Source organism: Streptomyces sp. NRRL F-5135 (assembly GCF_000719775.1).
Lineage (GTDB): Bacteria > Actinomycetota > Actinomycetes > Streptomycetales > Streptomycetaceae > Streptomyces > Streptomyces hebeiensis.
The window spans coordinates 1-23,380 of sequence record NZ_JOHR01000004.1 but is presented as its reverse complement, the minus strand read 5'-3'; the positions used below and the strand labels follow the sequence as shown (position 1 = coordinate 23,380).

Sequence of the window (23,380 nt, the reverse complement as noted above, 5' to 3'; positions counted from 1 at the left end):
GGACCGGGCGTCCCTGGGGCCGGGCGTCCCTGGGCCGTGGCGAGAGTGGCAGGTGAGCCGTGGCACATGGACGGGTACGCGCCCGGGAGCGGCACGCGGGCCCGTCGGGTGGACGGGGCGCGCCGCTCAGGACGCCTGGCGTTCCTGCGGCTGGTCGCTGATCTCCAGGTCGCCGGACGCGCCGAAGGTCAGCCGGCAGGTGTCCGCCCGGTACGTGGCGAGGGACACCACGGCCGTACGGCCCTGGACGACATAGCGCGTCGTCACCACGAGGACGGGCGCGCCGGGCAGCCGGTCCAGCTCCTTCGCGTCGTCCGCGCGGGCCGAGCCCAGCTCCACGGCGCGCTCCTGGCCGTCGAGGTCCAGCCGCTGGAGTTCGCGCAGGACCGCGCGGGCGCGGGCCTGACCGGAGGGCGTGTCGATGGCCGGCAGGTCGGGCACCGACGAGGCCGGTACGTAGAGCAGCTCGGCGGCCACGGGCCGGCCGTGCCAGACGCGGAGCCTGCGGACCGTGTGAACCTCTTCCCCGCTCGCCGTGGACAGCAGGCGGGCCACCGTGCCGGGCGCGGTGGCCAGGGCGCACTCGACGGCCTGCCAGCCGTCCCCGCCCGTGCCCGGCCATTCGTGCCGGGTCGTGGAGACGTCGACACCGACCCTCGGCGGCGCGACGGTCGTACCGACGCCCCGGCGGCGCTGGAGGCGCCCCTCCAGCTCCAGCTGATCGAGTGCCTGCCGGAGCGTGGCGCGGGCGACCCCGAACCGGGCCGCCAGCTCACGCTCGTTGGGAAGGATCTCCCCGACCGCGAAGTCCGAGTCGAGTGCGTCGGCGAGCACGGTCCTGAGGTGCCAGTACTTCGGCTCCGGCACCGCTTCCAGCTGCGTGGTCCCCACGTGATCCTCCGCAATCGCCGGGTCCCCCCGGCTGGTTTTCCGTGCCTTTGTTTATTAAAGGTTCCTGCACTAACGAGCGACGATAGGACTGGTCTGCGTCTTGGTCAAGACCAATCCCGCACGTGGGGGGACACCCGGCGGCCGCGCACAGCGGCGGGCCCGACGCGCGGGCACGCGGAAATTCCGGCGGGACGGCCGCGGGACGACGAGGCAACGGGACCGCGAGGCGCCCGGGAAGGTCAGTCGCTGAGAGGCGGGGCCATCGGGGAGACGCCGAGCAGTTTGTCGGGGTTGCGGATGACGTACACGGTCTCCACCGCGCCGTCCCTGACCTCCAGTTGGAGGACGAGTTCCGGCCTCCCGTCGCTGAGCACGAGCGCGGCGGGAGCGCCGTTGAGCTCCATGAGGCGGACCTCGAACGCCGCCGCCTCGGTCCCCACCGCGGCGAAGAAGCGGCCGACCTTGTCCGCGCCGACCATGACCCGCAGGGGCGCCTTCGCCTTGCCGCCGCTGTCGCCGACCAGCCGGACGTCCGGGGCCAGCAGGGCGAGCAGCGCGTCGAAGTCACCGCCGGCCGCGGCGGCCAGGAACCGCTCGGTGAGGTCGCGGCGTTCGGCGGGGTCGACGTCGTACCGGGGCCTGCGCTCCTCGACATGGCGGCGGGCCCGCGTGGCGAGCTGCCGCACCGACGCCTCGCTCCGCTCCAGCACGGTGGCGATCTCACCGAACGGGAACCCGAACGCCTCCCGCAGCACGAACACCGCACGCTCCAGGGGCGAGAGCGACTCGAGGACGACCAGCACCGCGAGCGACACCGAGTCGGCCAGCTCCGCGCGCTCGGCGGTGTCGGGCACGGCGGGGCCGAAGTCGGTGACGACCGGCTCGGGCAGCCAGGGGCCGACGTAGGTCTCGCGCCGAGTCCTGGACTGCCGCAGCCGGTCGATCGCGAGCCGGGTCGTGATCCGTACGAGGTAGGCGCGGGGCACGCGGACGTCCGCGCGGGACTCCACGTTCCAGCGGAGCCACGCCTCCTGGACCACGTCCTCCGCGTCGGAGATCCGGCCCAGCATGCGGTAGGCCACGCCGGTCAGGACGCCACGGTGCTCTTCGAACTCGTCGGTACGCGCGCTGTCGGTTGCCACGGGACCATCCCATCCGACCGCGCCTCCGCTGTCCAGGCACTCCGCCCCGACCTCGTTGTTCACGCAAGGTTCGCGCGCCGGCCGCCGACGGCCGCTAGGCATGGCATCGCAACCGCGGCCCATCTGCCCAGGAGATTCCCGATGTCCCACACCCCCGGCGGCGCCCCGCGCCGGTCACCGGCCCCCGGCGCCTCGTCCGTCCCGTCCCCGGCCGCCGGGCCCGCGCCCGCGCGCCGCAGCGTCCTGCGCGGCTCGCTCGCCGCCTCGGCCGCCCTCGCGCTGCCCGGCACCGCCGCTCTCGTCACCGCCGCTCCGGCCCAGGCACTGTCCGGTCGGCCGCGTGCCGCCTGGGGCGTACAGGCGGGCGATGTCACCACCTCGTCCGGGCTCGTGTGGGTGCGGTCCGACCGGCCCGCCCGCATGATCGTGGAGACGTCGGCCACCGAGTCCTTCCGCCGCGCCCGCCAGTGGCGCGGTCCGCTGCTCGGCCCGGGCTCCGACTTCACGGGGACGGTCCCGCTGGGCGGGCTGCCCTCGGGAGAGCGGGTGCACTACCGGGTGACGCTGGCCGATCCGGACGATCCGCGCCGTACGTCGGAGCCGGTCCACGGGACCTTCCGTACGGCGCCCGCCCGGCGGCGGCAGGACGTGCGGTTCGTCTGGTCCGGCGACATCGCGGGACAGGGCTGGGGCATCAACCCGGACATCGGCGGCTACCGCGTGTACGACGAGATGCGGCGCCTGGGCCCGGACTTCTTCCTGTGCAGCGGTGACACCATTTACGCGGACGGACCGATCGAGCCGAGCGTGACGCTGCCCGACGGCCGCGTCTGGCGCAACATCACCACCGAGGAGAAGGCCAAGGTCGCGGAGACCCTCGCCGAGTACCGGGGGAACTTCCGCTACAACCTGCTGGACGCCAACGTACGGGCGTTCAACGCCGAGGTGCCCTCGATCACCCAGTGGGACGACCACGAGGTGCGCAACAACTGGTACCCGGGACAGATCCTCGACGACGACCGCTACACCGAGAAGAACATCGACGTCCTCGCCGCCCGCGCCTCGCAGGCGTTCCGTGAGTACTTCCCGGTCTCGACCCTCCACGCGCGCGGGGCGGACCGGCGCGTGCACCGGGTGATCAACCACGGTCCGCTGCTGGACGTGTTCGTCCTCGACATGCGGACCCACCGCAACGCCAACTCGCCGAACCGGCAGAGCGACGACACGACCGGCATCCTGGGCGCGGAGCAGCTCGCGTGGCTGAAGCGCGAGCTGTCGCGCTCGCGCGCGGTGTGGAAGGTGATCGCCGCCGACATGCCGATCGGCCTGGTCGTCCCGGACGGTACGACGGACTTCGAGGCGATCGCGAACGGCGACCCGGGAGCGCCGCTGGGCCGGGAGCTGCAGATCGCGGAGCTGCTGCGGTACATCAAGCGGCGGCGGATCACCGGCACCGTGTGGCTGACGGCGGACGTGCACCACACCTCCGCGCAGCACTACCTGCCGGAGCGGGCCGCCTTCAAGGACTTCGCGCCGTTCTGGGAGTTCGTGACGGGTCCCCTGGCCGCCGGCCAGTTCCCGGCGAGTTCGCTGGACGCCACGTTCGGCCCGGACCGCGTCTACGTCAAGGCGCCGAAGGGATCGAACCTGTCCCCGATGGAGACGCCGCCGCTGTTCGGGCAGGTGGACATCGACGGCGGCAGCGGGGAGCTGACGGTCCGGCTGCGCGAGCAGGGCGGGGCGGTGCTGTTCACGAAGGTGCTCCAGCCGGGGCGGATCGGCCAGTAACCACGGGATCGCTGCGTTCCCGGTCCGCCACCCGCACTTCCGCGCGGGCGGCGGACCGGAGCCGGGCCCGGGCCGGCGCCCGGAACCGGCCGACGGGCGGACGGTGCGGGCAGCCGGGCGGCGTGGTCGGCACCCGGCTGCCCGCCCGTGTAGGCCCGCGCCGTCCGCGCTGGAGGAACGCCGCAGGTCAAGTCCATTGTCAGTGGCGGGCTTTTAGCGTCGTCCTCATGTCACGATCCGTACAGGCGCTCGCCTACGCGCGCCCGTCCGCCCTGGGGCGGACGGGGACCGACGCACTGCTCGGCCTGGAGACCTCGGGCGGCAGCACGCCCTCCGGCACCGAGAAGCACCCCCGGTTCTTCTCCGGGTTCCTGACCTCCCCGCGCGCCGCCGCCCGGGGCCTGCTCGCCGTGGCGGACGTGGCGGGGGCGCGTTACCACCAGCCGCGGCCTGCCCCCTTGCGCGACCCGGTGGTGACGGGGAACGGCGACCGGCTCCGCTTCGAGTCGTTCTCCGCCTGCTGTGGGGTGTACGCCCGGCTCGACATCGGCCGTGCGGGCCTCGACGGCGCCCGGACGGGACACGGTACGACGAACGTGGACGTGAACAATCCCTTGCGCACGGCCCTGTCCCGGATGACCGGCGACGATCCGCTGCATCTGCGGGTGGGGCCCGAGGAGTTGGCGGTCACGACGACGGGCGGGGCCGTCGTGGAGAAGAAGGTCCCGCTGCCGGAGCGCTGGCTGCGGGGGTTCGCGGAGGCGCAGGTGGCCTCGGCCGGGTTCGATCTGCGGGCCGAGATCGGCGTCGCCGAGGCCGTGCGCTTCCTGCGTTCCCTCCCCGGCGCCGGCTCGGGCGGCGCTTCGCGCGGTGCGACCTGGGTCGTCCCGGCGGGCGGGTCGCTGCGGCGGACCTCCCGGCCCGGGCCGGGAGCGGTGTGCCTGCCAGGGCCCGAGCGGCTGGCCGCGCTCCAGCGGGTGCTGCGGGACGCGACGGCCCTGCGCGTGTACGGACCGGCGTCCGACGGCGCGGCGACGGCGAGCGCCTGGGAGGCGGTCCTGCCCGGCATGCGGTTCACGCTCACGCTGTCGCCGGACGCGGCGCGCGGTTTCTCCGGGGAGGGCGGTGTCCTGGAGGCGCTGGCCACGACCGACGCCGACGCGGACGCGGAGCTGGTCTCCGTCCTGCTGGCCTGGGAGCCCCGGGTCGATCCGGTGGAACTGGCGGAGCGTTCGGGGCTGACGGTGGCACGGGTACGGGCGGCCCTGGTCCGGCTGGGCACGGCGGGCCGGATCGGCTACGACCTCGCGGACGCCGCGTACTTCCACCGCGAACTGCCCTACGGCACGGACCGCGCCGAGCGGCACAACCCGCGGCTGGTCGCGGCCCGCGAGCTGGTGTCGGCCGGCGCGGTGACGCTGGACGGCACGACGGCCCGGGTGGCCTCGGGTGACCGGTATTACCAGGTGAGGGAGCGGGCGGGCGTGCTCAGCTGCACGTGCCGCTGGTGGGCGGACCACCGGGGCGGGCGCGGCCCGTGCAAGCACGCGCTGGCGGTCCGGATGGCCCGGCGCGAGGGGGCCGCCGCGCGACCGGGTCCGGTCCGGCCGGGCCTCGCGGGTCCGCCAGGTGCGGTCGGGCACGCCCTGGGAGGTCAGAACGGTCACCGAACCGCTGCCGAGGGCGAGACCTCCGCCGTCGCGACGGGAGGCACGCGATGAGCGCGCTGCTGGACGCCGTACGGGAGGGCCGGGTCCGGGACGTACCCGGTCTGGTCAAGCCGCTGGACGCGGCGGAACGCAAGGCGGAGCTGGCGGAGCTGAAGGCCCTGCGCACCGAGGTCCGTTCCTGGGGATGGGACCGGTGGCAGGGGCGGATCAGGACCCTGGACGCGCTGATCGTGGCCGGGGCCGGCTGTCTGACGGGGGCCGCCGCCACCGTGTCCTGGATCACCGCGCGCGACCTGCGCGACGGCGACCGGACGCCCGTCGGCGAACTGGTCGACCTCCTCGCGGGCCGCGAGCCGGGGTGGCTGGGCGATGTGGCCCACCGGCTCGCGGCGAGGGCTTCGACCGCCGAACTGGACTATCCGCTGATCGAATCGCTGGTCGGGCTCGCGCGGTGTGCCATGCCGACGACCGAGCCCGTGGTGCGCGGCTGGGTGACCGCGATCGGGCACCGTCACGCGCTGCGGCACAACCTGCTCGGGGACCGTCACACACCGGTCATGGTCCCGCGCCTGTTCGAGGTGGCGGCGACACCGGCCCCGCTGCTCTGGTACGACGATCCGGAGGATCCGGGCCAGTGGCCCCAGGCTCTCGTGGCGATGGTCGAGGCGGGGGTCGTGGAGCGGCCGGTGGTGGTGACGGGCTGCGTGGAGCGGCTGCTGCGCACGGGCCGGCCCAGCGAACTGAAGTTCTTCCTCGGCCTGTTGGGTGCGCTGGACCTGACCGAGGGGGAGCGTCGGGAGCACATCGCGGACTGGATCGGGATGGCGGCGGACGCCGCCTCGCCGGTGGCCGGGTACGCCCAGGGAGTGCTGTCCGAGCTGGCCATGTCGAGCGCGTTGCCGCTCCGCGCCCTCGCGGACATGTCCGCCTCGGTGCTGTTCCGCCCGGAGAAGAAGCTGGTCAGGGCACAGCTGGTGCTGCTGGGTAAGGTGCTGCGCGCCGAGCCCGGCGCGGCGGGCGACCTGCTGCCCGTGGTCGCCGAGGCATTCGGGCACGAGGACACCACCGTCCAGGAGCGGGCGCTGAAGCTGGTCGCCCGGCACCTGCCGCACGTGGACCGCGCCCTGTACGAGGAACTGGCCGAGCGCGCCGGGCTGTTGAGTCCGGTCCACCGGGACCTGGCCGTGGCGGCCTTCGGTGAGCTGTCGGCCCCCGCCGCCTCGGGGGCGTACGAGGAGATCCTGCCGCCGGTGCCCACACCGGTCCCGATGGCGCCCGCCCCGTCGGACCTCGCCGAACTGGTCGAGGACGTGACGGCACTGATCACGTCGGGCCGGGGCAACGTGGGGAACGGCTGGAGCCCCCCGCTCGGCACGGCCGAGTTCGAGCGGACTCTGGACGGTGTCGTCCGGCACGCGCACCGGGATCGGACCGCCCTCGCCGAGGGACTGCGCGAAACGGTGGCTCGTTTTCCCTCGTTGCGCCCGGTGGGCGGAGACGGTGACGCCCGGTTCCGGCCCACCGGCTTCGTCACGGTGGCCGCGGCCGTTCTCGGGGAGGCACCGACCGGGTCCCAGCAGTCCCTGGAGCCGTCCGTGGAACGGCCGGCCTGCGGGCACCAGGCGCTGCGGAACGTGCTCCTCGCCCGGCTGCGGGAGGCCGCCGGCCGGCTGGCGCGGGCGGAGGCGCTGCCGTTCCTGCTGGCCACCCCGACATGGGTGACGGGGACCCTGGACGCGGATGTCCTGGTGGACCGGCTGGCCGAGTACCACCGTCTCGGGGTCGACGCGGGGCCGCTGGACCTCGCGCAGGCCCTCATCCGGCTGCCGCGCGGAGCGGATCCGGCCGCGGCACGCGCGGCGGCGGCTCTCGGCACCCCGGAGGGCGACCGGCTGGCGGCATGGCTCCTGGGGGACGGGGTGACAGCCGGGTCCGTGGTGGGGACGCGGCCGCCCTCCGACGGCCAGGAGCCCGGCGGCCAGGAGCCCGGCGGCCACCGAGCGTTCCCTCAGCCTCTCGCATGGCTGGGCCGGCCCAAGCGTGACAGGTGGAAGCCCTGCTACGGCCATCGGATTCCCGAGGACGCCCTGTGGATGTCCGTGCTGCCGCAGGACCGGGACGTCCTCGCCGGCTGGCTGGAGGCCGAGACGCGCAACGCCCTGAAGGAGGTCGGCCGGACGGCTGGGGCCGCCACCTGGCTGCTCTCCGCCGCCGAGCGGGACGGGCCGGCCGGACCCGCGCTGCACCGCGCGCTGGCCTGCGCGCTGGTCGTGCCACGGGCGGAGGACCGGCTGGCGGCCGTGGACGCGCTGCTCGTCCTCGCGGCCCGGGGCGACCTGAACGGCCGGTCGCTGGGCGGGGAACTGGCCGCTCTGCTGACCGAGGGCCAGGGCAAGGCCAACCGGCTGACCGACTCACTGCGCACGGCCGCGGCGACGGGCGCGTACCGGACGGTGTGGTCCGTCCTGCGCGCGGCGCTGCCGGAACTGCTGCCCCCGGTGACCGGTGCCCCGAGGCGGCCGGAGGCCCCGGGCACACGTACTGCGGCGTCCCCGGTCGCGGCGGGCTCGGACGCGGCATCCCCGGTCGCGGCATCCCCGGTCGCGGCGGGCTCGGACCCGGCGGGCTCGGACGCAGCGGGCTCGGGCGGGTCCGCGCGGCACGGGGCGATACGGCCCGGGCTGGGAGAACTCCTGGCCGTGGCCGCCGACTGTGTGGAGCGCTGCCGGGACGGCGGTGTGCCGCCGCGCCTGGCGGAGTTCGCCGGACGCGGCGGCTCGTCCCAGGCCGTTCGGCAGGCGGGGCGCCTGCTGACCGCGCTGCGCACGGGAGGCGATCACTCCACGCCATAGAACGAATAAATCAGGCCAAAGACCAACAGAACCACGCTTAACCCATGAGTCACATCCTGTTCGTGATCACGCAACACCATCCCGTCAGAGTGGTGTCATGACCAATGTGACCTCAGCGAAGAGCGCCCGCCGCCCGCACCACTGGCGGCGGGACCTCGTCGAACTGGCCGCGCTGTTCACCGCCGTGGCGGTGGCCGACGCGGTCGCGAACATGATCGCGCACGGTCCCGACGGCGCGTTCCTGCTCGTCGCCTCGGCGGTGGCACTGGTCGCCACGGCCACGTTCCACACATGGTGGGCACGCAGGCACAGTCATGCCCCACCGGCGTCGGGCGCGGGCGGCGCCGATCCGGGTGCCGCCCGCGACGAACAGGGGGCCGACCGCACGGTGGGGCCGACCGGCCCCGCCGCCACCACGCTGTGGCGGATGCGCACGACCGTGCGGGACGAGCCCGGGAGCCTCGCCGCGCTGTGCGCGGCATTGGCGGCGCACAGCGTGGACATCCTGACCCTCCAGACGCATCCGCTGGCCGAGGGCACGGTCGACGAGTTCCTGCTGCGCGCCCCGGACACGCTCCTGGCCCGTGACCTCACCCGCGAGGTGGCGGCGGCCGGTGGCCGTGACACGTGGATCGAGCGCGCCGACGCGCACGACCTGGTCGACACCCCGACCCGGGTGCTGGGCCTCGCCACCCGCACTGCCCTGGACCCGGCCGAGCTCCCCCTGGCCATAAGGCAGTTGCTGGGCCGCTGCACCATCCACCACCACCCCGCCCCGGCGGCGGGCGTCGGTCGCGGAGACCACGGGAAGGCCGACATCCCCGTCGAGGGCGTCCTGACCGGCACGGAGATGCGGCTGCGCGACCCGCACGGCGGCGGCATCACCGTCGAGCGACCCCATCTCCCCTTCACACCGACCGAGTTCGCCCGGGCCCGCGCCCTGGTCGAGCTGGACACCCGGCTCGGCCCCCGGCTGCCCCGCGGGCGGGAGGTGTTCACGCTCCCCGAGGGAGAGCGGATCACTGTCCGCCGCGCCGACCGCGACGACCTCGACGCCGCCCGCGCCCTGCACGCCCGCTGCTCGGACCGTACGCTCGGGCTGCGCTACCACGGCCCCGTGCGCGACGCCGACCGCTATCTCGACCACCTGCTGAGCCCGCGCTTCGGGCGGACGCTGGCCGTCCAGACGGGCTCCGGGCGGCTGATCGCCCTCGGACACCTGCTCTGGGACGGGGACGAGACCGAGGTCGCCCTGATCGTCGAGGACGCGTGGCAGCGCCGGGGCATCGGCTCCGAGCTGCTCGGACGGCTGGTGGCGCACGCCGGTGAGGCGCGCTGCTCGCAGGTCTACGCGGTCACCCAGGCGTCGAACACCGGCATGGTCGCGACCATGCGGAGCCTGGGCCTGCCGCTCGACTACCAGATCGACGAGGGCACGCTGGTGATCACGGCCCGGCTGGATCAGACCGCGGCGGCGCCCTGGACCGAACCGTACGGCGACGAGACGGTCCCCGAACAGGCGACGACAACGGCCGACCGCTGAGCACCGCGCGCCGCCGCTCCGGACCAGCCCGGGAACGCCCCGTCCGCCCCGGGGCGGCGACGCGCCACGGCCGGCACCTCGCCGGATTGTCGGAACGCCCGCATTCATCCAGGATGCGGGCGCCCCTCCGCCGCGCGATGCAGCCCATCTGACGCCTCCCGCTGATCCACCGGGGATGACGGGACAGCCCTCAGACAGCGAGGAGACTTGGTGAGGCGAGTTGCCCGGCAACTTTACTGACTTTAAAGTACCTTCATGGTTCACCATCACATCTCTGCCGACGAAGCGGTGGCGTGTGTCGCCGCCGGTGAGAAGGCCGGCGCTGAGGCCCGTCGCGCGACCCGCTGGTTCCCGGCGTTCGTGGGCCTGCAGGCGGGGTTTGCGCTCGCGTTCACCTTCGCGGTCGATGTCTTCCACGTGTACTACTGGACGGCGTTCGGGCTCCTGTCGCTGGGCTCGGTCTCGATCTGGACGATCGCACTGAGGAATCAGGTCTCCGCGCCTCGCAACGGTCTGCGGAACATGCAGATCGCGGTGGCGACGTGGTTCGCGCTCTACACCCTGATGCTCGATCCGGCTCTTCAGCTCGTCGGAGCGACCCGGCCGTGGTGGTGGATGCTCGCCGGTGTCATCGCCGTCAGCCCGATCGTGGCGTGCCTCTTCGCGAGCTCCAGGCGATGAGCCACCCACGCAAGGACCTCGACTCGCTCATCCACTCGCCCGTGAGATTCTCGCTGCTGGCGGCGCTGCGGAACCTCGAAGACGTCGACTTCCGGTTTCTCGCCGACCTGCTGGAGGTCAGCGACTCCACGCTCTCCCAGACGCTGACCGTGCTGTCGGATGCCGGACTGGTCACGGTGCGAAAGGAGCCGGTGGGGCGCCGCACCCGCACCTGGGTCGGCATCACCGACACCGGACGCGACGCGTTCGCGCATCACCTGGCCACTTTGCAGGCCATCGTCGATTCCGGCACCGGCACCGCCGCGGCAGCAGATCCCGAACGGAGGGCCACGACGTGACCACCTCTGTCAGCCTCGCGACACCGGATGACCTCGGCCCTGCGGCCGATGCACTCGCTGCGGCGTTCCACGAATAACGTAGGTCGTCGCAGTAAAAAGTGCCCCACCCGGCCGACGGTCGCCCGGACGAGATGAGCGGGGCCCGCTGTTCCGCTTCGATCCGGCCAATCACGAGCCGCGCCGTACGGCTCTCTCCCCGGCCCGGCCGCTCCGCCGCGCACGAGCCCGCGTCCCCGTTCGTGACTCGGACCGTCGAGCCCCGCGCCTCACCTCCCCCGCGCCGTGCCGTCGACCGGCTCCCCACGGCCGTTCGCGCTCGGGAGCCCGCCGGGCAGGGCGAGCGGCCGCGGTCGTCCTCCTCGGCGGACAGCCGGGCCCGACGGTGGCGTGGTCATCGGCCAACCCCCGCGCCCTCCGTCCGTAACGGATGTGACGCGCGGCGCCGACTCGGAGAGGATGTCCGCATGTCAGACACAGCCGGCAGCGCGCTGCCCCGCCAGGTCGCCGACGCCTACGTCGACGCGCTCATCGAACTCGACCCGATCACCGGCACCTACCTCGGTGTCGCGGAGAGCCACCGCCGGCTCCCCGATTTCTCCCCGGCCGGGCAGGAGGCCCTCGCCGACCTCGCCCGGGCGACCCTCGCCCGGCTCGACGAGGCCGAGAAGCTGCCGGGCGCCGACAGCGACGCCGAACGGCGCTGCGGCCGGCTGCTGCGCGAGCGGCTGACGGCCGAACTGGCCGTGCACGACGCGGGCGAGGGACTGCGCAAGGTCAGCAACATCCACTCGCCCGCGCACCACGTGCGCGAGGTGTTCACCGTGACACCGACCGAGACCGACGAGGACTGGGCCGTGGTGGCCGAGCGGCTACGGGCCGTCCCGGCGGCGCTGGAGGGGTACCGCGCCTCGCTGGCCCTGGGCCTCGACCGCGGCCTGACGGGCGGCCCCCGCCCCACCGCCACCTTCGTCGGACAGCTGACGGAGTGGGCGGGCGAGGACCGCGGCTGGTTCGAGGACTTCGCCGCCGACGGCCCCGACGCACTGCGCGGCGAACTGGACGAGGCGGCACGGGCCGCCACCGCCGCCGTCACCGGGCTGCGGGACTGGGTGCGGGACGTGTACGCGCCCGCCGTCGCCGACGCGCCGAACACGGTGGGCCGGGAGCGGTACGCCCGCTGGTCGCGGTACTTCAACGGCACGGACCTCGACCTGGACGAGGCGTACGCGTACGGCTGGTCCGAGTACCACCGGCTGCTCGGCGAGATGCGGGCCGAGGCCGGCAAGGTGCTGCCCGGCGCGGGCCCCTGGGAAGCGCTTGCCCACCTGGACGAGCACGGCGCGCACATCGAGGGCGTGGACGAGGTCCGGGAGTGGCTGCAGGGCCTGATGGACGAGGCGATCGCCGCGCTGGACGGCACGCACTTCGAACTGGCCGAGCGCGTACGCCGGGTGGAGTCCCGGATCGCCCCGCCCGGCGGCGCCGCCGCCCCGTACTACACCGGCCCTTCGGAGGACTTCTCCCGCCCGGGCCGCACCTGGCTGCCGACCATGGGCGAGACGCGTTTCCCCGTCTACGACCTGGTCTCGACCTGGTACCACGAGGGCGTGCCCGGCCACCACCTCCAGATCGCCCAGTGGACGCACGTCGCCGACCAGCTCTCGCGCTACCAGGCGACGGTCGGCATGGTCAGTGCCAACGCGGAGGGCTGGGCGCTGTACGCGGAGCGCCTCATGGACGAGCTGGGCTTCCTGCCCGACGCGGAGCGCCGGCTCGGCTATCTGGACGCGCAGATGATGCGCGCCTGCCGGGTGATCGTGGACATCGGGATGCACCTGGAGCTCACGATCCCGGCGGACTCGCCGTTCCACCCGGGTGAGCGCTGGACGCCCGAGCTGGCCCAGGAGTTCTTCGGCCGGCACAGCGGACGCCCGGCGGACTTCGTGGAGAGCGAGCTGACCCGCTATCTGTCGATGCCGGGCCAGGCGATCGGCTACAAGCTGGGCGAACGCGCCTGGCTGCTCGGCCGCGAGAACGCGCGCGCGGCGCACGGGGACGCCTTCGACGCGAAGGCCTGGCACATGGCGGCGCTGTCGCAGGGCTCGCTGGGGCTGGACGATCTGGTGGACGAGCTGTCGAAGCTCTGACCCGCTCGCGGACGCGCACGACCCGGCCGGGGCCCCGCCGAGCGGCGGGGCCCCGGCCGCGGTGCGAGGAACAACGCCGCCCCCGCGACGTGACGCGCATCCCGCGCTTCACGGACGGGAGTTGAGGAGCCGGCCTGCAATGCCGTCACCGCCTGAAAACGCGTCAGCCGAAGGTGCGGCGGTACGTGCGCGGGCTGACGCCGGTGGTGCGTTTGAAGCGGTCGCGGAAGGCGGTGGGTGAACCGAAGCCAACCTGGTCCGCGATGCGCTCGACGGAGTGGGGTGTGGTCTCCAGGAGATGCTGCGCCTGGCGGATACGGGCGCGGTGGAGCCACTGGAGCGGGGTGGTGCCGGTCTGCTCGCGGAAGCGACGGATCAGAGTCCGGGTGCTCGTTCCGGCGTGGTCCGCGATGTCGGCGAGGGTGAGGTCGCGGCCCAGGTTGTCCCGCAACCAGGTGAGCAGGGGTTCGAGTGCGGAGCCCTGGGGCGTGGGCGTGTAGTCGTGCACGATGAACTGCGCCTGTCCGCCCTCGCGTTCGAGGGGCATGACGGACAGGCGGGCGGCGTGGGCGGCGACGGCTGATCCGTAGTCGCGGCGGATCATGTGCAGACACAGGTCCAGGCCGGCCGCGGCGCCGGCCGAGGTGAGGAACTGCCCGTTGTCGACGTACAGGACGTCCGGGTCGACCTCGACGGCCGGGTGGGCGGCGGCCAGGACGTCTGCCGCGATCCAGTGGGTGGTGGCCCGCATGCCGTCGAGGAGCCCGGTGGCGGCCAGGGGAAAGGTGCCCGAGCAGATGGAGGCGATGCGCGTACCCTCCGCCGCCGCCGCGCGCAACGCGTCGACGACGGCGGGCGCGAGCGTGGCCGCGGGTGTGGCGGTACCGGGCACGATGATCGTGTCGGCGCCCTTGAGCCCTTCCAGGCCCCAGGGCGCGCGCAGGACGAAGGAGCCCGCGTCGATCTCCGGCCGTTCGGCGCAGACGCGGATCTGGTAGCCGGGGCGCCCGTCCGGGAGTCGGGTGCGGGTGAAGACCTCGATCGGAGTGGACAGGTCGAACGGGATCACCTGGTCCAGGGCGACAACGGCGACGGTGTGCATGGCTGGAACATACCTCTCCGCCGGACGGCCGACACCCGGTCCGGTCCCCGGACGAGTCCACTCGACCCCAGTTCAGCGGCCTGGTACGGGTCGTGGCGATATCCCGTTGAAAAGTGTCACTCACGCCACTGGGAGGTGGGGGCGCGGCCGGTTACGTTCAAGGGCGTTCCCCGGCCCACGCCGGATTTCCCCGTACTCGAAGACCCTCGCCGCGCAGCCCCTCTCCACGCGGGCCTCTCCACGCGGGCCCTCACCGCGCGGACCCGGAACGTCCTGTCCGACGGCTTCGGTCCGCCCGGCGTCACCGGTGCCCACGCGGTGCGGGTGCCCGTCGTGGAGGACGGCGACCTCGCACACCGTAAGGAAGTACCGCAGCATGTCCGTCAAACAGATCTGGGCACCGCCCGGCTCCGCTCCCGCCGACAGGACCGGGCCCCCGGCCGGTCTCCGGCGGGAGGACCGTGTCCTGACCGGCACCGCCCACGGGGCGGGCGACAAGGCGCCGGTCACCCGCGGTGCGCCGCACCGTTCGAGCGGTGGCGGAACGCTGACGTGACGAAATTCTTCCTCTCCCCGCACGTCCTGGCCGCGGTCGTGGCCATCGGCCCGGTGACCGTCGCCGCGAGCATGTTCCCCGGGGCCCCGCGCCGCGCCCACGCCGCCCCGGGCGACCTGGAGGCACTCGCGACCCTGCGGACGCCGCACCGCGTATGCCGCGTCTACGCGGCCGTCGGCGTGGCGGTGCCCGTCTTCGGGTTCCCCACGGCCAGCAGCCTCGGTGTCCTCGGCAACGCCTGGCTGATCACCTCGATCGTGCTGACCGCGGGGGCCGCCGCCGTCCTGGCCCTGCTGATCCTGCCCGGTCAGGACAGTGCCCTCGCCTCGGTGGAGACGTCCCGCCCCGGCTCCACCGGCGGCCTGCTCGTCCTGCGGCTGCTCGACCGCGCCGGCTCCGCCCGTCCGGACCTCGAAAGGGCCTCCCGGTCATGAGCATCGTCGCGCCGATCCTGATCGGCCTCGTGTACGCCCTGCTGATGTCGCTGATCCGTGAACCGCACCGGCGCCGCTTCAACGCGGTGATGGTGGGAGGAGCGGGAGCCGCCTACCTGAGCGGCGGCGGGACGGGCGGCTGGGAGTTCCTCTTCACCGCCGTCCTCACCTACGTCGCGTACCGCGGGCTGGAGTCGTGGACATTCATCGGCATCGCCTGGCTGCTGCACACCGCCTGGGACGTGGTCCACCACATCAAGGGCAGCCCGATCATCCCGTTCGCGCACGACTCCTCGTTGGGCTGCGCCATCTGCGATCCCGTCATCGCCCTGTGGTGTTTTTGGGGCGGTCCTTCGCTGATCGACATCGTCCGGGGCCGGTTCAAGCGCTCCCCCGCCCAGGACGGCGTACCGTCGGAGCGGGCGGCGGGCGCGTCCGCGTCCGCGTCCGCGTCCGCGGGAGAACCTCTCGTCACCGGCACGCGGGACCCGGCGGTCAGCGGCGGAACCCGCCCTCCGAGTCGATGACCTGACCGGTGACCCACGCCGCCTCGTCGGTCGCCAGCCAGGCGATCAGGCGGGCCGGATCGTCCGGCGTCCCCCACCGCCCGGCGGGGAACCGCGCCCTGACCGCCTCGTAGTCCGCCCCCGTCAGGTAACCGGTGTCGACGGGCCCCGGGTTCACGGTGTTGACGGTGACCGCCGCGTCCGCGAGCGCCGTGGCCAGGGACCGGGTGACCGAGGCGAGAGCGCCCTTGGCCAGGCCGTACGCCAGCTCCCCCGGCATGCCGCCCGCGATGTCCTGGCCGGAGGTCATCATCACGACCCGGCCGCCGGGGAGGGCGCCCCCGGCACCGGCGTGCGCGGCGCGCAGCCGCGCGTACGCCTGGACAAGCAGGAGCACCGACCGGGTGTCGACCGCCCAGTGCGCGTCGAGCATCGCCGCGTCCACCGTGTCGAGCGTCCCGTCGAAACCGCTCAGCGCGTGGTTCGCGACCAGGATGTCCAGCCGGCCGCCGAGCGCCTCCGACGCTGTGGCGACCAGCGCGGCCGGCGCCTCGGCATCGGACAGGTCCCCGGGGCCGTGCGCCACCGGGGCGGCCGGATCCGCGCGGGCCTGCCGTACGAACGCGGCGACGCCCTCCGGACCCTCCGGGTCGGCGCCCCACGGCTTCTCAGCGTCGTGCGGGACGTGGTGGTGCAGATAGACGGCGGCGCCGTACGCGACGAGCCGCCGGGCGACCGCGCAGCCGATGCCGCCCGTGCGGGAGGCGCCGGTGACGAGTGCGGTTCGGCCGCGCAGCGGCAGCGGATCGCGGCGCAGGGCTTCGGGCGTGGGAGGTTCGAGGGCGGGCATGGCCCCCATGCTGATGACCCGGTCGGCGGGTGTCATCCCGTTTTCGGCCGGCCGACGCCACTCGGCCGACCGCCCTCACCTCGGCCGGCCGACGTCGTGTCAGCCCGTCGAGCGCTGCCGGACCCTCGAACCCCGCCGGTCCTTGACGACCTCCAGCTGGGTCGGGATCCGGCGGCGCAGGTCCGCGACATGGCTGACGATGCCCACGCTGCGGTCCCGCTCCCGCAGGGAGTCCAGTACGTCCAGCACCTCGTCCAGCGTCTGGTCGTCCAGGCTGCCGAACCCCTCGTCGATGAAGAGCGTGTCCAGCCGGACGCCCCCGGCCTCGTCGGTGACGACGTCGGCGAGTCCCAGCGCCAGGGCGAGCGAGACGAAGAACGTCTCGCCGCCCGAGAGGGTGGAGGTGTCGCGCGCGCTGCCGGTCCAGGCGTCGACGACCATCAGCCCGAGCCCGGAGCGTCGCTGTCCGCCGCCGCGGGCGTCCGTGTGGACGAGGGTGTAGCGGCCGGCGGACATGCGCCGGAGCCGTACGGTGGCCGCGGCCGCGACCTGTTCCAGACGGGCCGCCAGGACATAGCTCTCCAGGCGCATCCGGCGCTCGTTGTCGGCGGACGTGCCCGCGGCGAGCGTGGCGAGGCGGGCCACCCGGTCGTACTCCTCGCGCAGCGGGCCCAGTTCGCGCGTCTCGGCCTCGGCCCGCCGGGAGAGTCCGGCCAGTTCGGTCCGGCGCGCGCGGGCCGCGGTCTCGGCGGCGGACACCCGGCGAAGGGTGCGCTCGGCGGCGTCGTACGCGGCCCGCGCGGCGGCCGGGTCGGCGGGCGGGCGCTCCGCGGCGGCCCCGGTGCCGGGTTCGGCGAGCCGGTCCGCGACGGCCGCCTCCTCGGCCCGCCAGGCGTCGATCCGGTGCTGGAGTACGCGCCGGTCGTCGTCGCCGAGCAGGGCCTCGGCCGCGGCGTCCGGCGTGTCGAAACCGGCCCGGAAGGCGGCGCTCGCCAGCCGGTCGTCGGCCTCCTTGAGCGCGGCCGCGGTGGTCTCGACGGCGCGTACGGCCTCGGCCGCCGCGGCGAGCCGCTCGGCCCCGCGCTCCAGCTCCGCGGCCCGCGCCTCGACGCTCTCCGCATCACCCCGCGCCCGGCCGATCTCCGCCCGCAACGCGGTCTGTTCGCGTTCCAGCGCCTCGCGCCGTGAGGTGCGGGCGGCGCTCCGGCGCTCGGCGTGGCGCTGGGCGTCGAGCCTGCCGTCGTGTTCGCGCTCGGCGCGGGCCAGGGCCTCCCGGGCGGCGTGGGTACCGGCCGCCGCCCGGTGGGCGGCGGCGTGCTCGCGCTCCAGCTCCTCGACGGTGGCGGCGAGTTCGGCCACCGGTTCGGTCCCGGCCGCGGCCTCGGCGGCCGCGTGCCGCTCCCGTACGGACGCGTGTTCCCGTTCGCTCTCGGCCCGGGCGTCGGCGGCCCGCCGGTACGCGGTGAGCGCCGTCTCCTCGGCCGCCCGGCCGACCTGCCCCGCCTCGGCCTGGGCCGGCTCCGGATGGCTGGTGGCGCCGCAGACCGCGCAGGGCTCACCGTCGACGAGGCGGGCGGACAGCTCGGCGGCGATACCGCGCAGCCGCCGCTCGCGCAGGTCCAGCCAGTTCTCGTGGGCGGAGTTGGCCTGCCGCGCCGCCGAGTCGAGCCGGCGCTCCGCCGCGGCGACCTCCGTTCGCAAGGTGTCGCGGCGGCGGGCCTCGGCGAGCCGGTGCCGGGCGGGTTCGAGCCGGCCGGCGAGCTGTTCGGCACGGGCGGCCGCCTCCTGGGCGTCCTCCACCCGCCCGAGCAGGGCGCGGCGCTCGGCCTCCCAGCCGGTCAGCCAGGCCGCCGTCTCCTCGATGATCTCCTCGTCCGCCCGCGCCTGCCGCTCCAGCGCGGTCCGTTCCTCGGTGAGTTCCGCGTCCCGCCGCTCGGCGCGCCGGGCGGCGTCGAGGGCGCCCAGCTCCTGCCGCACGGCCCGCTCCCGAGCGACCAGCCGCTCCGCGCCGGCGTCGACGAGGCGGTCGTCGGTGAGACCGGCGACCGCGAAGCCGCCGGACAGGGTCGCGCGGGCGCGGTCGTGGGCCGCGGACGCCGCGCGGTGGGCCCGCTCGGCGTCGTCGCGCAGCGCCAGCGCGGGGGCGACCCGCTCGGCCCGGCGATCGCGGTCGAGCAGGGCCAGGGCCCGCTCGTAGTCGGGGCGGCGGGCTTCGAGCGCCTCCGCGCGCCGCCGGGTCTCGGCGGACCGCTCCTGGAGGCGGGCCAGTTCGCGCTCGGTCTCCAGCGCCCGCCGGGCGGCGGCCAGTGCGCTCTCCGCGGTGGTACGGGCCGATTCCGCGATGTCGGCGCGCTCCCACGCGGTCGAGCGCACCTGGGCCGCCCACTCGAGGACGGCCGGCGCGAGCCCCGCGTCGCCGGGCTCCCGCTCGGGCGGGGGCGGCGCCGAGCGGTCGTCCGCCGCCTGGTCGATCCGCTGCGCCACGGCGAGGAGCCGGTCGTCCCCGGCCCGCACCCGGTGCTCGCCGGCCCGGCGCAGCTCGGCCAGCCGCTCCTCGACGGCGGCGAACCGGCGGGTGTCGAAGAGCCTGCCGAGCAGTCGGCCGCGGGCCTCGGCGTCGGCGCGCAGGAAGCGTGCGAAGTCGCCCTGCGGCAACAGCACGACCTGGCAGAACTGCTCCCGGCTCATGCCGAGGAGCTGCCCGATCTCCTCGCCGGTCTCCTGGTGGGAGCGGCTGAGGGCGCGCCACTGCCCGCTGCCCGCGTCGTACTCCCGCAGGAGGCTCTGCGCCTTCTCGGTGGTGAAGCCCGTGGACCGCTTCTTGGGGCGGCGCTGGGCGGGCCGCCGGGTGATCTCCAGCCGCCTGCCGCCGACGGTGAGGTCGAGCGTGACCTCGGTGGGGGTGCCGTCGGCCGCGTGGTCGCTGCGCAGGGTGGTCCCGGGGCTCTGCCGGGCGCCGGGCACGGCCCCGTACAGCGCGTAGCAGACCGCGTCGAGGACCGAGGTCTTGCCCGCGCCGGTCGGTCCGTGCAGCAGGAAGAGCCCGGCGGAGGCGAGCGCGTCGAAGTCGATGTCCTGGGTGGTGGCGAACGGGCCGAAGGCGGTGACGGCCAGCCGGTGCAGCCTCACGCGTCCCCCTCGCGCGTGCCGGAGTCGACCCGTACGTCCTCGAGCGCGCCCCGCAGCACGGCGCGTTCGGGCTCGTCGGGCCCGAGGCCACCCCGGACATGGGCCACGAAGTCCTCCACGATCTGCTGGTCGGTACGGCCCGCGAGCCGCCGGGCGTACGAGGCGAGCGGGTCGTCGTCGCCGCGCTCGGGCTCGAAGACCAGGCTGAGCGTGTGCGGGAACCGCTCGGTGAGCCGGGCCATGGGCTCGGCGGGCCGGACGCCGTCGGTGAGCGTGGCCTCGACCCACGCCTCCTCGTGCCGGGCGAGCCGGGGATCGGCGAGCAGGTCGTCGAGCGGTCCCCGGATCCGGGCCAGCGGGCGCGGTACGGGGCAGTCGACACGCTCGGCCGTGATCTCGCCGCGCGGCCCGAGGTCCACGAGCCACATGGTCTTGCGGTGCGCGCTCTCCGAGAAGGAGTAGGCGAGCGGCGAACCGGAGTAGCGGACCCGGTCGGTGATGGTCTGTGAGCCGTGCAGATGCCCGAGGGCGACATAGTCGACGCCGTCGAAGACCCCGGCGGGCACGGCGGCGACACCGCCGACCGTGATGTCCCGCTCGCTCTCGCTGGGCGCGCCGCCCACCACGAAGGCGTGCGCCAGGACGACGGACCGCGTCCCGGCGGCCCGTCCGGCGAGGTCGGCGCGCACCCGGTCCATGGCGGCGCCGAGGACGGCCTCGTGCCCGGTCCGTTCCGCCTTGAACTCCTCGCGCACGAGGGACGGTTCGAGGTACGGCAGCCCGTAGAAGGCCACGTCCCCGTGCGCGTCCGGGAGCAGGACGGGCGTGCCGCACCCGGCGGGGTCGGTGCGCAGGTGGACACCGGCGCGCTCGATGAGCCCGGCGCCGACGCCCAGCCTGCGGGCGGAGTCGTGGTTGCCGGAGATCATCACGGTCGTGACGCCGGTGTCGGCGAGCCGGTGCAGCGCCCGGTCGAAGAGTTCGACGGCGGCCAGCGGGGGCACGGCCCGGTCGTAGACGTCACCGGCGACGACGACGGCCTCCACGTCGTGGGCGCGGACGGTGGTGACGAGGTGGTCGAGGAAGGCGGCCTGGGCGTCGAGCAGGCTCACGCGGTGGAAGGACCGGCCCAGATGCCAGTCCGAGGTGTGCAGGATCCTCACGAGAAGACCTCGTCCCCCGGCGTCAGCGTCGCCTCTCCGGCCGTGGCGTCCGCCAGCCAGGCGCGGAACGCGTCGAGTTCCGCGTCCGGGAGCCCGATCTCGATCGTCACGCTCTCCCCGTACCGTACGTCCCGCACCCTACGCCCCATGGCCCGCAGGTCGTTCTCCAGCCGGCCCGCCCGCTGGTGGCCGACCGTGACGGTGGCCAGGCGGAGCCGGTGCCTGGTCGTGGTGGAGAGACTGTCCAGGGCTTCGCCGACGGCACCGCCGTACGCCCTGATCAGGCCGCCCGCGCCCAGCTTGACGCCGCCGTAGTAGCGGGTGACGACGGCGGCGGTGTAGCGCACGTCACGGCGCAGCAGCATCTGGAGCATCGGTGCTCCGGCCGTGCCGCCGGGCTCGCCGTCGTCGCTCGCCTTCTGGACGGAGGCGTCGGCGCCGAGCACGTACGCGAAGCAGTTGTGGGTCGCGGCCGGGTGCGCGGCGCGGACGCCCGCGACGAACTCCCGCGCCTCGTCCTCCGTGGCGACCGGCGCGAGGGCGCAGATGAAGCGCGACCGGTTGATCTCGGTCTCGTGCGTGCCCGCGCGGGCGACGGTGCGGTACTGCTCCTGCATCCCCTCACCCTATGCGGGGCCGGCCCCCGGGAATGGCCGGGGCGGCGGGGCCGTTGTCATGGAGCATGTACGCAGACGCGGAGACGATTCGTCGCATTCTCACCGACAGCGGTGACACCTGGGCCGTCGTGGGCCTGTCCGGCAACCGGTCGCGGGCGGCGTACGGGGTCGCCGCCGTGCTCCAGCGCTTCGGCAAGCGCGTCGTGCCGGTGCACCCGAAGGCCGAGACGGTGCACGGCGAGCGGGGGTACGCCCGGCTCGCGGACATCCCGTTCCCCGTGGACGTCGTGGACGTGTTCGTCAACAGCGAGCTGGCGGGCGGGATCGCGGACCAGGCGGTGGAGATCGGCGCGAAGGCGGTGTGGTTCCAGCTCGGGGTGGTCGACGAGGAGGCGTACGACCGGACTCGCGCGGCGGGGCTCGCCATGGTCATGGACCGGTGCCCCGCCATCGAGATTCCCCGCCTGGACGGCTGACCGCACCGGTGCCGGTGACGTTCGTTGCGCGGGCCGGCGGACACGGGCCCCGGCCCGCGGGTCAGCGGACGGGTGGGATGGAGACGGACATGATCATCTCCACGGTTTCCCCGCCGTCGTTCCGATAGACGTGCGGAACGCTCGCCTCGAACGTCGCGGACGCTCCCGCCGGTACGGTGTGCGGCTCACCGTCCACGACGAGCGTGAGTCGGCCGGCGGTGACGTGCAGCAGTTCGGTCGTGCCGGGCGGATGCGGGTCGGAGCCGGCGGCGTCGCCCGGCTGAAGCGTCCACGACCACAGCTCCAGGGGCCCCCGGGCCTCGGTGCCGACGAGCAGCGTCGTACGGCTGCCGGCCGGGGTGGACCACATCCGTACGGCCTGGTCCGCGGGGACGATGCGGACCTCGGGGCCCTGCTCGTGGTCGAGGAGGGTGGTGATGCTCACCCCCAGCGCGTCGGCGAGCTTGACGGTGGTGCCGACACTCGGATTGGTCCGGGCCTGCTCGATCTGGATGATCATGCCGCGGCTCACCCCCGCCCGGGCGGCCAGGGCGTCGAGCGTGAAGCCGCGCTCGCCGCGCCAGCGCTTGAGGTTGCGGGCGAGTGATTGCGTGAGCTGGTCGAGGTCCGACACTTTCCGTCCCGTATGTCCATGGCGGGTGCCGTGCACCGCACTACGGTGGGGCGCGCCCGGTCGTTCACCGCACTGTACTGCGGGCGGGGCCGCGGTCGGCCGCGGTCCGCGACGGGGCCGCGCTCACCACGGCCCCTGCCGCAGGGGCGGCTTCGGGACGAAGTCCTCCATTCCGCGGGCTCCATGGACTCCATGTGTTCTCCACCGCCGCACGTGGTTAGCATGAGCGCCACATGTGGTGCGGAAGATCGCCGTCCCCATCGGTGTCCGATTCCGCCCGTGCGGCCGATCCCCGCAGGTCGGCCGGTCTGCTCCTCGCACTCGATTACCTAGGGACCGCGGAATGCCAGCTCCTGTCGCCCCCAGTCCGCGCCGAATACGCACCACCCGGTCGACCTCCCTGGCCGTACCCCTGACCCTGGTGGTGGCCGGCGCCGTCGGCGGCGCGGTGGCCGCGACGGCTCCCGGGCAGGCCCGCTCCTGGGTGGTCACCACGGTCGTCGTCGCCTGGGTGTGCGTCGCGGTCGCCGTCGTCTCCTCCGCGCTGGCGCTGGGGCGCGGCCGGCGCGGCACGGCCAAGGCGGAGGAGGACAGGCGCACGGCGCAGGCCCAGCTGGCCAGGACCGGCGCGGACTCCGCCCACCTGGTGAACGTCACGCTCCCCGCCGTGCTCAAGAGGGTCAGGGAGGGCGCGGGCGCCGAGGAGACCCTGGCGGCCACGCCGCCACCGTCCGATCTCCAGCTGCGCCGCGCCTTGGAGATGTTCGTCGTGGAGTTGGCGGATGCGGAGGGGCGTGCGGCTCGTGCCGCCGTGGAGCGTGATGGTGCTCTGGGGCGGTTGGAGCGGGGGGCGGGTGATCT

The 23,380-nt window shown here is 74.5% G+C and carries 18 protein-coding genes and 2 pseudogenes; 12 read left to right on the top strand and 8 right to left on the bottom strand.

Annotated elements, in window-relative coordinates; translation table 11 throughout:
* Window positions 1–126: 126 nt before the first annotated feature.
* Window positions 127–891, bottom strand: a complete 765-nt coding sequence (locus IG02_RS0106920) for a GntR family transcriptional regulator (RefSeq protein ID WP_030743099.1) — start codon at window positions 889–891, stop codon at window positions 127–129.
* Window positions 892–1,130: 239 nt separating this feature from the next.
* Window positions 1,131–2,033 (bottom strand): RNA polymerase sigma factor SigJ, encoded by a 903-nt coding sequence (gene sigJ / locus IG02_RS0106915; protein ID WP_030743096.1) that lies wholly within the window; start codon window positions 2,031–2,033, stop codon window positions 1,131–1,133.
* 141 nt (window positions 2,034–2,174) lie between these two features.
* Here sigJ and IG02_RS0106910 point away from each other — a divergent pair, with 141 nt between their 5' ends.
* The 7 genes from IG02_RS0106910 (at window position 2,175) to IG02_RS0106880 (ending at window position 13,052) form a co-directional block, all read left to right on the top strand.
* Window positions 2,175–3,821, top strand: coding sequence for an alkaline phosphatase D family protein (locus IG02_RS0106910; RefSeq protein WP_078854269.1), 1,647 nt, complete (start codon window positions 2,175–2,177; stop codon window positions 3,819–3,821).
* 227 nt (window positions 3,822–4,048) lie between these two features.
* Complete coding sequence (locus IG02_RS0106905; protein WP_234314638.1) at window positions 4,049–5,542, top strand: SWIM zinc finger family protein; 1,494 nt, start codon at window positions 4,049–4,051, stop codon at window positions 5,540–5,542.
* Window positions 5,539–8,343 (top strand): DUF6493 family protein, encoded by a 2,805-nt coding sequence (locus IG02_RS0106900; RefSeq protein WP_030743090.1) that lies wholly within the window; start codon window positions 5,539–5,541, stop codon window positions 8,341–8,343. Before IG02_RS0106905 ends, IG02_RS0106900 begins: the two co-directional genes overlap by 4 nt.
* Before the next feature lie 106 nt (window positions 8,344–8,449).
* Window positions 8,450–9,886 (top strand): GNAT family N-acetyltransferase, encoded by a 1,437-nt coding sequence (locus IG02_RS0106895; protein WP_051764617.1) that lies wholly within the window; start codon window positions 8,450–8,452, stop codon window positions 9,884–9,886.
* Window positions 9,887–10,141: 255 nt separating this feature from the next.
* Window positions 10,142–10,567: a hypothetical protein gene (locus IG02_RS0106890; RefSeq protein WP_030743086.1), complete on the top strand. Its 426-nt coding sequence runs from the start codon at window positions 10,142–10,144 to the stop codon at window positions 10,565–10,567.
* Window positions 10,564–10,905 (top strand): transcriptional regulator, encoded by a 342-nt coding sequence (locus IG02_RS0106885; RefSeq protein ID WP_030743084.1) that lies wholly within the window; start codon window positions 10,564–10,566, stop codon window positions 10,903–10,905. The genes IG02_RS0106890 and IG02_RS0106885 overlap by 4 nt, the downstream gene beginning before the upstream one ends.
* A gap of 464 nt (window positions 10,906–11,369) precedes the next feature.
* Window positions 11,370–13,052 carry a DUF885 domain-containing protein gene (locus IG02_RS0106880; protein WP_030743082.1) on the top strand — a complete coding sequence of 561 codons (1,683 nt, stop codon included), beginning with the start codon at window positions 11,370–11,372 and terminating at the stop codon, window positions 13,050–13,052.
* 163 nt (window positions 13,053–13,215) lie between these two features.
* Here the strand turns inward: IG02_RS0106880 and IG02_RS0106875 are convergent, their stop codons facing one another.
* Window positions 13,216–14,154, bottom strand: coding sequence for a GlxA family transcriptional regulator (locus tag IG02_RS0106875; RefSeq protein ID WP_030743080.1), 939 nt, complete (start codon window positions 14,152–14,154; stop codon window positions 13,216–13,218).
* A gap of 376 nt (window positions 14,155–14,530) precedes the next feature.
* On the opposite strand from IG02_RS0106875, the gene IG02_RS0106865 reads away from it, so the two are divergent.
* The 3 genes and pseudogenes from IG02_RS0106865 to IG02_RS0106855 all read left to right on the top strand — a co-directional run.
* Window positions 14,531–14,710 (top strand): hypothetical protein, encoded by a 180-nt coding sequence (locus IG02_RS0106865; protein WP_030743075.1) that lies wholly within the window; start codon window positions 14,531–14,533, stop codon window positions 14,708–14,710.
* A complete protein-coding gene (locus IG02_RS0106860; RefSeq protein ID WP_051764615.1) occupies window positions 14,707–15,144 on the top strand; it encodes a hypothetical protein in 438 nt (145 codons plus the stop codon). The genes IG02_RS0106865 and IG02_RS0106860 overlap by 4 nt, the downstream gene beginning before the upstream one ends.
* Window positions 15,141–15,524, top strand: a pseudogene (locus IG02_RS0106855) (DUF6010 family protein); the annotation flags it as partial. The gene IG02_RS0106860 and the pseudogene IG02_RS0106855, both read left to right, overlap by 4 nt.
* 115 nt (window positions 15,525–15,639) lie before the next feature.
* On the opposite strand, the gene IG02_RS0106850 reads toward IG02_RS0106855, so the two are convergent.
* The 4 genes from IG02_RS0106850 to IG02_RS0106835 form a co-directional block, all read right to left on the bottom strand.
* Window positions 15,640–16,500, bottom strand: a complete 861-nt coding sequence (locus tag IG02_RS0106850; RefSeq protein WP_030743069.1) for an SDR family oxidoreductase — start codon at window positions 16,498–16,500, stop codon at window positions 15,640–15,642.
* Between the two features lie 99 nt (window positions 16,501–16,599).
* Window positions 16,600–19,629: an AAA family ATPase gene (locus IG02_RS0106845; RefSeq protein ID WP_030743066.1), complete on the bottom strand. Its 3,030-nt coding sequence runs from the start codon at window positions 19,627–19,629 to the stop codon at window positions 16,600–16,602.
* Window positions 19,626–20,792 (bottom strand): exonuclease SbcCD subunit D, encoded by a 1,167-nt coding sequence (locus IG02_RS0106840; protein ID WP_030743063.1) that lies wholly within the window; start codon window positions 20,790–20,792, stop codon window positions 19,626–19,628. The genes IG02_RS0106845 and IG02_RS0106840 overlap by 4 nt, the downstream gene beginning before the upstream one ends.
* Window positions 20,789–21,409: a YigZ family protein gene (locus tag IG02_RS0106835; protein WP_030743061.1), complete on the bottom strand. Its 621-nt coding sequence runs from the start codon at window positions 21,407–21,409 to the stop codon at window positions 20,789–20,791. The genes IG02_RS0106840 and IG02_RS0106835 overlap by 4 nt, the downstream gene beginning before the upstream one ends.
* A 65-nt stretch (window positions 21,410–21,474) precedes the next feature.
* Between IG02_RS0106835 and IG02_RS0106830 the strand changes: the two genes are divergently transcribed.
* Complete coding sequence (locus IG02_RS0106830; RefSeq protein ID WP_030743060.1) at window positions 21,475–21,885, top strand: CoA-binding protein; 411 nt, start codon at window positions 21,475–21,477, stop codon at window positions 21,883–21,885.
* 61 nt (window positions 21,886–21,946) lie between these two features.
* Here the strand turns inward: IG02_RS0106830 and IG02_RS0106825 are convergent, their stop codons facing one another.
* Window positions 21,947–22,519 carry a helix-turn-helix domain-containing protein gene (locus IG02_RS0106825; protein ID WP_030743059.1) on the bottom strand — a complete coding sequence of 191 codons (573 nt, stop codon included), beginning with the start codon at window positions 22,517–22,519 and terminating at the stop codon, window positions 21,947–21,949.
* A gap of 343 nt (window positions 22,520–22,862) precedes the next feature.
* On the opposite strand from IG02_RS0106825, the pseudogene IG02_RS0106820 reads away from it, so the two are divergent.
* Window positions 22,863–23,380 (top strand): annotated as a pseudogene (locus IG02_RS0106820) (ATP-binding protein); the annotation flags it as partial.